Origin of the sequence: Gimesia aquarii (genome assembly GCF_007748195.1) — a bacterium.
GTDB classification, from domain to species: Bacteria; Planctomycetota; Planctomycetia; order Planctomycetales; family Planctomycetaceae; genus Gimesia; species Gimesia aquarii.
This window is the reverse complement of record NZ_CP037920.1, coordinates 1488481-1499914: the sequence shown is the minus strand read 5'-3', so window position 1 is coordinate 1499914 and position 11434 is coordinate 1488481. Positions and strand designations below refer to the sequence as shown.

At 45.5% G+C, this 11434-nt stretch carries 5 protein-coding genes; 2 read left to right on the top strand and 3 right to left on the bottom strand.

Features of this window, described 5'->3' with window-relative positions; translation table 11 throughout:
• Positions 1–64 precede the first annotated feature (64 nt).
• Entirely contained in the window at positions 65–1873 is a 1809-nt protein-coding gene (sppA, locus tag V144x_RS06200; RefSeq protein WP_144982953.1) for a signal peptide peptidase SppA, read from the bottom strand.
• Positions 1874–2200: 327 nt separating this feature from the next.
• Here sppA and V144x_RS06195 point away from each other — a divergent pair, with 327 nt between their 5' ends.
• Both V144x_RS06195 and V144x_RS06190 read left to right on the top strand, forming a co-directional pair.
• The gene (locus V144x_RS06195; RefSeq protein ID WP_144982950.1) at positions 2201–3010 is read left to right on the top strand and encodes a hypothetical protein; all 810 of its coding nucleotides are present in this window, start codon (positions 2201–2203) and stop codon (positions 3008–3010) included.
• A gap of 308 nt (positions 3011–3318) precedes the next feature.
• The gene (locus V144x_RS06190) at positions 3319–4518 is read left to right on the top strand and encodes a pyridoxal phosphate-dependent aminotransferase (protein WP_144982947.1); all 1200 of its coding nucleotides are present in this window, start codon (positions 3319–3321) and stop codon (positions 4516–4518) included.
• 102 nt (positions 4519–4620) lie between these two features.
• Here V144x_RS06190 and V144x_RS06185 read toward each other — a convergent pair whose 3' ends face one another.
• Both V144x_RS06185 and V144x_RS06180 read right to left on the bottom strand, forming a co-directional pair.
• Positions 4621–9495, bottom strand: a complete 4875-nt coding sequence (locus V144x_RS06185) for a beta strand repeat-containing protein (protein WP_144982944.1) — start codon at positions 9493–9495, stop codon at positions 4621–4623.
• 543 nt (positions 9496–10038) lie between these two features.
• On the bottom strand, positions 10039–11409 hold the full coding sequence (locus V144x_RS06180) for a tetratricopeptide repeat protein (RefSeq protein WP_144982941.1): 1371 nt from the start codon (positions 11407–11409) through the stop codon (positions 10039–10041).
• Positions 11410–11434 lie beyond the last annotated feature (25 nt).

Below are 11434 nucleotides of genomic sequence, written 5' to 3'. Positions count from 1 at the left end.
GTTTGATTTGGTTTCCCATATCAGCCTGAGGCACAATGCGAGACACACTTTTCCAAGACGATTACTACTTCACACGAACCTCAAAGGGCATTAACGTCAACGTTTTTTCTCGTGAAAGCAGGTTAACCAGATCCAGTTTTTTCAGCTGCTCCGATAGCTCAGGAGAAAGCAGATTCAACATTTTAGAAAGATCCTGAGTCTGACGCGACTGTGCATCAGCGGTACCAAATAGTTGTTCAAAAGGACTGGTAGGCCGAGGGAGAATTAATTTTTCAAACTTCTGATCCTTGGGAATTTTACCGAGTTCACGCGCATATTCGATGGCATCTTCAAGAGTTCCCAATTGATCGACCAAACCAATTTTCAAAGCCATTGATCCGGTATAAACACGACCACGGGCTAATTTTTCCAAGGCAGCATAATCCATTTTGCGTCCCTCGGCTGCTTTCTCTGTAAATTGCTTATAGACTGATTTGAGTAAGTTTGTCACGGCAACACGTTCACTTTCAGAAAAACCAGTCATCGGGCTGAATGTTCCACTGTTGGTGCCTCGCGAAATCACACTGGTGGTAATTCCAATTTTTTTAAAGAGCCCTTCAATCGCAAGTTTCCCTCCGACAACACCAATGGAACCGGTTAGAGTTCCGGGCTCGGCAAAAATGCGGTCTGCTCCCATCGAGATATAATATCCGCCACTGGCGGCAACATCTCCCATACTGACGACAACCGGCTTACCCGATTTTTCCAAGGCACGCCACATCAGATCGCTGGCCAGAGCGCTGCCTCCAGGGCTGTCGACACGCAAAACGATGGCTTTGACTTTCTCGTCTTTTGCGGCTTTGTGTACCGCTTTAATAAACGTATCAGATCCCAGAACGTTCGCACCAAACAGACTTCCCTGTGAACTGGATCCAGACATGATTGCCCCCGTGGCATAGATAACTGCAATCCGGGGTCCTGAGCCGACTCGTTGTGTGGAATCAATGCCAGCAAAAAGGTCCATCAATTTGATCAAACCGGCGATACCTGAGAAATCATTATCGAGCCTTTTTTTGGCATAACGTTTGATGATTCTGACTTCCGTTTTGGAATTGGCTCCAGTAATCAGTTTGGGAAGTTGGTCTTCATAAGCAGTGTCATCAATTAATCCCAGTTTTTTGGCATCAACGGCCATGTAAGGACCGCCATTGATGGCAGACTCGACTTGTTGAGCAGACAAGCCTCGTGATTTGGAAATCATTTCAATAATCTGTCGGAAATAATCATCCAGGATTGCCCCCATTTCTTCGCGGAACGGCTCACTCATTTCTGTGCGTGTATAAGGTTCCGCAGCTGACTTGTATTCTCCGACCCTTAAAATATCTGGTTTGACATCCAACATATCGAATAGATTTTTATAGAAGCTGACTTCGGCTCGCAAACCGAGCAAGATCAATGTTGCAGACTCCGGCATCACAATTTTGTCGCAGGCGCTGGCAATCAAATAATCCTTGGTCATCCCGGATTCGATCCAGGCATACACTTTTTTGTTGTTTTTACGCACTTTCATGATTGCCGTGCGAAGCTCATTCAGTTTGGCCCAACCCACTGATGTTCCCTTTAAATGTAATATGACACCCGTCAGAGATTTATCTTCTGCCGCCTTATCCAGCCGAGTCATTGCCTTAGAAAGGGACTCGGTGACATCACCAAATAAACCGGGCATTTGTGGACCTTCAGGGTAAGCCCCTTTGATGATAATGTGCCCCCAATTTTCGCGTGTTGGTTTGGACTCCTCTTCTGCGGCCGAGGTGGCGGGCACACTCAGGCAAAGACTACATCCCAAAACGAGTGCGAATGAAATCCATCGACATTTCATAACAGGTAAAAACATAAGGAAACTCCAGTAGAGGGACGTATGTATTGTGTTGAGAATCATTTTCGTCTCAACAGAGATTTCAACCAGTGTCAGATCTTGTTTAGAAACGGTAAAACCCAGTTTATTCCTATAAGCAGTCTAAGCCACACGACCAGCTATGGTCAAGAAAGAGTTGACTGATGCTCCCGTTATACGCTGTGAAAGTAACTCGCTTTAGAAAATTCCTGCTGGAAAAACCAAAAAGTGTTGTCAGGGCATGCTTCTTTTGTCACACTGGAACCTAAAGTCTGTCTATATGAACCTTTTCAGACCATTTTCTGTTTACAATTCTGGTTTTCAAATATGTTTGTCCGATCATTACTTCTCTCTGTTTTCTGGGTGGTTTCGCTTTGCAGCCCCATATTTGCACAAGGACTTATCTGGGAACTCCCTCCCGATGGATCCTGGGTCCGTTTTGAAGGAACCTACGAAAAAGAAATGCCGGGGCCCGATTCCAATGACCTCAATGTCAAACTGAAATGGACACGACACTTGATTATCAGTTCTGTCGGTTCAGAAATGGCGGAATTCGAAGGTGCCCAAACCCCTTGCCGCTGGCTTGAGTTCAAGTGCATAACCGGCAAAGAAACCGAATCGGGAGTCGCTCCAGGAGTGTCCGGTCCGCGCATCTATAAGGTCTTAATACCTGAAAAGGTGGTTAACGGTCAAATTAAAGACAAAAGTGGGCTCCCCGTCACATTTCTTCCCATTATTCGTGGCTATCGAAAAGTGGGAGACCGGCCAGTGGAGCCTCTGAAAACAAACGTGCTAAGATTTTACCCAATGATCACGATGCTTGAGCATTACACCAAATGGGAGTCGGAGGGAGGCCCCGCCACAATTGACATTCCCACGGGTGCAGTCTCCGCCCGTGAGTATAAAGGCAGCTATGTGAGTGAGAGCACCACCACACGCTCCAAGAATGAGGGAACCATCTGGCGCACCAGCGAGATTCCCTTTGGAGTCGCAAAATGGGCCGTGACTGTCACACGTGATACCAAAGGCGGAACTCAGCCCCGCACCGACTTCAAAATGACTTCACGGATTCAGGTCGCGATGTCAGCGCACGAAGTGGGGAATGATGCCGAGAGTGAGCTACCTGGTTCCCGCTAAGCGATTCTCTGATTCAATAAGCTGCTACTTCTTAAGCAACACAGGGCTCAGAATTGTCGCTTTCCCGGTTTAATCTTGATACGTCAAGCGGCAATGCATTCCCGCCAAACACATTTTTTTAGCGGGAATCTTGTTCGATTTCCAAACAATGCTATCGGAGACTTGACGCTATCCCCCCAGGTGAAAAGAATCGGGTGTTTTCGAACAATTATTGATTCCCGGGTGTCAGAGCAGGGGACTCAATCCAGTCTGAATGCGTATTTCAGACATACAAGGTTTCGTTCATTTCAACTACAAAGATCAGAATTATGTCGATGCAGCTTTCCTCTACAGTTCAGAAACTAAAGCCCTCTGCCACAATAGCCGCTGCAGCCAAAGCCAAAGAATTAAAAAGTACTGGTGTCAAAGTTTATGAGTTCACATTAGGGGAACCAGACTTCACGACTCCGGCTCATATCTGTCAGGCCGCTAAAGAGGCAATGGATGCTGGTCAGACTCATTACACACCTGCCGCCGGTACACTGGAAGTGAAGCAGGCCGTCTGCGATTCCTATCAACGCGATTACGGTTTGTCTTATCAACCCAATCAAGTTGTGATTTCCAATGGAGCCAAACACTCGATTCATAACGTGTTGACGGCTTTGTGTGGCCCCGGCGATGAAGTCATCATTCCGACCCCCTACTGGGTAAGCTATAGCGCATTGGTTGAATTAACGGGTGCCACGCCTGTGATGGTAGAGACGACCGAGGAAAGTGGATTCTGCATGAGCGCTGATCAGTTCGCACAGGCAATCACTCCCAAAACCAAACTGATGATGCTCAACAACCCCTGTAACCCGACAGGTGCCGCGTATCCCGTGGAAACTCTGGAAGCATTGGCTCGTGTGGCCGTTGAGAAAGATATCGCCGTACTTTCCGATGAGATTTATGAGAAGCTGATTTACGAAGGTTCTGAATTTCGTAGCTTCGCTTCGTTCGGACCAGACGTAGCAGAGAGAACGATTATCGTCAGTGGTGTCAGTAAAGCTTATGCGATGACGGGCTGGCGAATTGGCTGGGCAATTGCCTCTGTTGAACTAACGGCTGCCATGACAAAATTACAAAGTCAGGAAACCTCGAACCCCTGTAGCATCAGCCAAGCAGCTACCATTGCCGCTTTGAGTGGCCCCCAGGAGAGTGTAGCTGAAATGTTGGCCGCCTTTACAGAACGTCGCAAGTATGTACTCGAACGTTTACGAAAATTTCCTGAAATCAGCTTTGCGGAACCGGGGGGTGCGTTTTATGCCTTTTTCAATGTGAGCGCCCATTTCAACAAACCACTTGGTGGCGGCAAAGTGGTGAAAGACTCCAGCGAATTCTGCACCGCGTTACTGGAAGAAGCGCATGTGGCTCTAGTAACCGGAGATGCCTTTGGCGCACCGGGATATGTTCGACTCTCTTTTGCGACTGATCTCAAAACTCTGGAAGAAGGTTTGAACCGGATTGAGCAGTTTCTGTCACCCGCTTAACCGGCAGTGAGTTCATCTATTAAAAAAATAAGGCCATCCTGAATTGCTTCAGGATGGCCTTTTCATTTTAACAGAGATTCAAATCATGCCCAGTGGGGGAGATTAGAACTGTCCCCAACCGAATGGAAGTTCGCCAACGATGTTCCCAGGTAGTAAGACACCGTTTGCGTCATTAGGTGTGACAAGGAAGGGATTGGTATCCAAGATGAAAATTCCAAGGTCCCCGGTACTGTCAACTCGGAACGTACTGGCACCGGTACCGGAATAGAGGAAGGTACCTGCTCCTGGAGCGTTCAAGTTAGGTATGCGAGCGGCCAGACGTTGAGCATTACGACGTCGAGAGGTTGAAGTGAAGGGCCCCGGGCTGGCAACGTTGTTCAAACGTGATTTGAAAGTATCTGCGTTGTTGTAGAATGCACCGATATTCGTTGTATCAGCTGACAAAATTGTATTGTTATCCCAATCCAGGTCTAAACGAGCCAGGGGATCGCTCGCGAAAGCTGTAATGGCAGTTGGGTCAATGGTGTTACCCCAAGTTCCAGCTGTGTCAACAGGATCGACAGTGGAAGTGAATGATTCGAAGTACACATCATCACCCAGGTTACCCGTTAAAGTATTGTTGGTGACATTCATGATGACACCTGAAATATCAAAGTTCCCAGCACCATCGCTGGCAAAACCACCTGTGGCAGTCGTATTATTGAACGCTCGTGTGGTACCAACACGAACCACTAGACCAGTCGTACCAAAGCCACTGCTGACTCCGTTATCAATAATCTGGTTACCATCCATATTAAACCTCAGGTAGACATCCTGGAACGGACTTCCATCTGCGTTCAGAGGATCTGTTGAAGGACCGGTTTGTGTTTGGGTATTTGATGCGGTGTAGACCACATAGATACCTTCCAGTTGGTTGGCATTGACAATGTTATTGTTAAATGTGATATCAGTTTCTGAATACGAATTACCAAATCCTGGTCTAGCCAAGACATCGAAACCACGACCGTTGTTGAAGTCGATCACGTTTCCGGTGATACTTAATGTAAACACGTCGGTAGGATTAAAAGAAGATGAGACATTCATGTATTCGATACCATCTCCCTGGTTCATTGTAATATCGTTGTTCGAAATCGTGATCACATTCGCGTAGATCTCACTATCATCCTCCAGGTCCAAATCAACACCATGTACTGTGTTTTCAGCAATCATGTTACGGGCAATGGTGATGCTACCCGCTCCAGTAACATTCACACCATCTTCCGTGTTGTTCTGAATCAGGTTACCCAGTGAGGAATCCGCAGCATCTCCAATGACGAGATTATCCGAAGCGGCACCAAGATCGATACCATTGGCTCCGTTATTGGAAATATTATTGACTGTCCAGGTTCCTGTAATATGCCGTCGATCAGCAAAGGAGTTTTGCAGCTCGGTGGTACTAATACCGTCCAGAGTATTTCCTGTGATTGTATTACGAGTCATGTTCGCAGATAGTCCGGCATCTGTTTCTACTCGCAAATCGACACCGTTCTGAACATTGTTTGTAATAATGTTGTCGTTAATGGTGTAGGTATCTACCTTATTTGCACCTGTTGCAGTCAAGTCAATACCATCCAAGGTGTTTCCAGTCAGAGTGTTAAAGCGAATCGTGGTGTTAGTGAGCACACCGTCTGAAGTGCGCGCCATTTGAATACCATTACCCCCATTGTTCTGGAAGAGGTTTCCAAAAGTTGCTGTTGTACCACCGATGGTAACACCATTGATTGTTGCAAAATCTCCTAAGTTGTTACCGGTTGTATCAAGCCGTAAACCGGAAGCAACATTATTTTGGAAGACATTACGTTGAATGGTTCCGGTAAAGGTAGCAGTATCACTCAGTAGGAAGCCCACACCTTCGCCATTGAAATCAGTGCTCAGCGTGGTGTTAAATGTTGTATCAAAAAGTTGTTGATCGATGTCGACCTGGTTTGTGGTATTTCCTTGAAGTTCTAGCCCGATGTGAGCATCACCATTGTTGGAAAAGGTATTCATGAGTGAATTGTCAATTGCTGCCAGGCTTCCGATCGCCAGAGTCACTCCACCGTTACCACCAACGGTTGTTGTTCCTGTAACTGTACCACCAATACCACGACCTGCACCATCATCACCAGGTAAGTTGGGAGCACGACCTACAAAGGTGTTACGTGTAATGCTTGCCGTCGTTCGAACGTCACTGGAACCAAACAGTATTCCCTCCGTTCCGCTCGTATCCCGGTTAAAGTTATTCGAATCGATTGAGCCAAGCGTATTTACAGCAGTATCTGTACCACCCAATGCTGCTCCACCGATGAACATACCTGCCTGAGTGTTATTACTGAAGTCATTTTCTGAAATCAACGCTGTAGTGAAAACCCCACCTGTATTATTCACAATGCTCATACCATGCCGCGTGTTTCCGGTAAAGGTATTAGCGGTAATCGAAGGTGACCCGAAGGTGGTGAGATCAATGGTACCAGTTGTCAGTGTGATCGCTAAACCATCCTGAGTATTTCCTATCGCTGAGTTGTTTGCAATGTTAGCACGAATCGTGCCTGTATTTAGTGTATTCAGGCTAATTCCGTTTTGACCATTATTACTAAATACGTTCGCAACCGAGTTTACATTTCCAATATTCAGATCAATTCTAGAACCAGCACCATCAGATGTCGCTACAAAACCGTCTGTGGTATTCGAACTGGCATTGATGTTGGTTATCCCCAGGTCCAAAACTCCGTTACCGTTATTGTCTTCCCCAGGGTCAAGTGTTCCATTCCCATTAGTATCTTCCGACAAGGCCGTGAGAGTACCGCCACCGGTGGTATCAAAGGCGATACCAATTCCTGTATTACCAGTCGCTGTAATCGAATCAAAGGTACGGAACGTAACAGTACTGGCATTGGAATTCACATGTAATCCAGTATTAGGATTGATATTATTATTAAACGTGTTGTTTGAGAAATCAGTATCAATGGTTGATCCACCATTGGCTGTGATGATCATACCAGTACCATTTGCATTGGCGGTGTTCCCTGTAATTCCGAGAGTTGTAACACCATCAGCGGCTGTCCCAACTCCATCAATAGTGCTTCCACCATTGGCAATGATCTCAAAACCAGTTCCCGTACCGGGTGGAACTACACCAAGATTATTTGTCGCTGTATTATTTTGGAACGCAAGTTCAAGTGTTCCTACATTTTGAGTGATCCGTGCTCCATGCAAAGAATTCGCGGCATCTCCTGAGAATGTATTCTCTGAGACGATACCAATTCCGTTGGCAGTGTTTGTGACATCAATTCCGCGATTATAGAGCACGAACGAGTTACGGTTGATATTGAAACCACGAGTGCCGGCAGAAATGATACCGTCGTTATGTGGTGTGCCTGCTGCCCGTTCCCCACTGATGTTGAAACCAGATACTTCCCAGGCACCACCGTTGCCGATTACAACAGCTCCTTCACCCCCGGTCGTATTGCTTAATGTAGGGCGACTGGCCGCGGAATTAAATCCAGGTAAAGTCATGTTTACGATACCACCACCCGGCTGAAGTGTATTGAAAGTGTGTGTTACCGCTTCACTTAAGAGACGTTGTCCCAGCCGTCCTCCGATACCTCCACCGTTATCAAGCAATGTAATAGCTCCATCCAGGTTCGTTGCAGTTCCATCTTGTACAAAGATGATATCTGTGACTGCTGTTGGAGGTGAAGCATTATAAGCGGCCACAGAACCAAATGGTGTTTCAAAGGTACCATTCCCGGCAGCACCAAAGTCCGGATCGATGTGGGCCACTGTATAAGGCATACCATCGTCTGGGTTGATGGCAAGTTCGTTTGTAATCGTGCTTTTCACATTTGCAACAACACGGTAGTTACGATTCATTGGTTGATACATACGCTGTCTGCGTGTTTTAGGACGCATCCATTTATTCGATCTGCCGTCAGGCATCGTCAGTATTACATTCATCCATGCATTTGATCCGAAGACGGAATCTTTGGCATAACTGACACTCATCTGCCACCAGTCATTGATATTTGCCTCTGCACGAAACTTAGCTCCGGCCGCACTTTTATCATGATCCGAGTCATAATAATACCCGCCAACAAACGCATCGATTCCAAACTTTCCAAGGACTGGTAGTGGACCACCGATTTCGGCGTCAACACCACCATAGGAAGATTCTGTACGAAGGTCTCTATCTAACATGATTCGATTTGACTTAAAGAATGCTCCACCTGTCAGATTATTGGAAACGATGACTTGACCGTTATTGATGGGGAAGTAACCATTAATGCGAGTGGTTAGATACTGACCAATGATTTCACCACTCAAACCGATTTGGTGATAATCTTGAACGTGCCCATCATCGTAATCATACCAGCCAGCAAGGGTGAAAATCTTATCTACCGTTTCATCGTATCCACGCCAACCAGCTCCCAGGTTGACTCCACCGCGCCCCCCGTCTGTCACCAAAGCTCTGACGTCAAGAAACAACATACTTTGATCTGGATTAATTGTAAACGGAAGTAAAATTCCTAAATTCGAATAACCATCGTCATAACCAATTCCACCACCGATCCCTTTATCCAAACGAAAGAGGGGTTGAAACGGGGCGTCTCGCAGTGGCTGATACCCCATACCACTATCGATGTATTCATCAACAACCATCGTTTGTGGATCTGGATATTTATAAGGCATATACCCTTGAGGAGTATCCTTGTAGCTGGCATCCTTCATTGTTGTAAAGCCGGGCACATGATTCGGTTGGACATTATTCTGTGGAATAAAATCATGTCTGAAAGCTCCAGACGAAACATTCCCTACGATGGCAGAACCTTCTTGTTCGCCAACAGTAGCGCGTCCCTCTGATTGAGAGTCCTCAGTTTGCTTCGGATCTGCATAGGCAGACGCCAGTAAACACTGAGTCGCTAAAAAGAAGCAGGCCAGACTAACAGGTAATTTAATCATCGAAAACTCCAACGTCGATGTGTAACTCGTCTCTAACAATTTCAGACGATCAACTCTGTTCCTTATTTGTCTTTCAGAATCCTGTGATTGTGGACTTCATGTCCCCAAACAAAACCTGATTGACATGAATGGCTGGGCAAGCCAGATCCCATTCATCCCACTTCTACCCGGCTCGGTGTGAAGATATTCCGATTATCCGGGTACAAGCGGTTATTCTGATCTTTCGGAATAATCGTGTTAAGAAGTTGAGACGAAATATGCTAATCGAAGGGGTCAGTGGAAAACCTCTTAGGTGAATCGAAAATCCGAATGGACTTCTATATAGCGTAAGCTCTTTTGAAATAAGGTATTAAGCACAATCTAAAGGATGAAAACCGGACCCAATTTGGTACATGATCCAACAGAATTTTCTTTGAAAATATTCTCAGCAATTGCATGCAAAGCAGACATCGAGAGGTGATCTAACAAGCACTCATCTTCGAGTGTAATGAATGAGATTTGCGACGATAGGATAATTTGGTCAATTTGGTAACTTATCAACAGTTATTTAAACCAAATTGTGTCTGCTTCCCATTTTCCATTTACGGGGATCAAAGTCGTCAGAGTTCGACCATTTTTCATCATGATCCTGGCTTGAATCTGGTTCTTCGTGTCATCAACCTGGACAGAATGAACTAACTCTTCAGGAGTCGCTGACTCTATCTGCCGCGCTGCTTGTTCCAACATTTTGGAAGTGATACGATTGCGCAGCCGTTTGGTGAAGTAAGGTTTGAGTGCCTCAACATCCTGCTTTTTGATTAACCCTAACTGAAGCACAATGATTTCTCTGGTTTTTTTCTCGAGTTCCTCAGCGAGACTCCTCTTTTGTGCAGCGGTGAGTTTGCTGTCTACTGGATGAGCCACTACCAACTTTGCTGCTTCCAACTGCTGAATCCATGTCTTACGTGTCGTTTCATCAAGAGGTAATTTCCGAGTCACATACGCCAGGCGATGCATATCCCTTTTCCCTCTGATGAGTCTCGTAATTTCGTATTGCGCAGGAGCGCGTTCATTCTTAGCGACACGCCATTCAAATAAAATATCACTATCGCCTTCCCGGATGACATTCCACTCTTCAATTTGATGTGTTTTTTCCAAATTAGACTTCATACGATTCATCATTTCTTTCGCAGAGATCTGTTCACCCAGTTTGAATAGTCTCTGTGTCGAGAATAATTGTCGATAATTCTGTACGGTTTCTTCTGCTGTAACAAATTCAGTCAAAGCATTGGTCGCATTCATCATTCGATAGCCTTCTTTCCATGAAGGCCCCAGCTTAAATTCCATAGTACTAATGGCTCTGGTAAGATCTTTAACGAGGCCCCGTACATCAACTAAAGCAAATAACCTGGCGTTACGAAATTTGATCCACATAAACCCGTAGATTAAGAGTGACTCACCGTTTTGATTTCGCTGTCGATCTGGTTTTCCCAATACCTTGAGGACTTCCACTTCCGGAGTTCCCACGTTTAATAAACCTCTACTGTCAAAAAAATTCCAGATCTTCATGAAATCATTCGCAGCGCGTTTGTTGTTTTGGTCAAGTAAAACTGCTTTTCGTAATTCGACCCACCCCTTACTCGCTTCAGAGTTCTCCATGTAACTCACGCCGAGTAAATAATGTAAAACACTGTTTTTTGGTTGTAATTCAATCGCTTTTTCAAATTCTGAAATTGCATCCTTCCAATATTTCTGTCTGAGAAATTTCTGACCTTTTTTGGCATGTTCCAGAGCTTTTTCTTTTTTTTCCTGCTCTGAAACAGAGACTGCTTCTTTGTTTTGATCCTGTGCAAAAACACTGTTTTCCATAACAGAGATAAGCGCGATCAAACAAAAAAATAAAGCGGAAATAAAGTCTGAATGCTTCCTGTTCATGTTATTAAGCCCCAATTGAAGACAC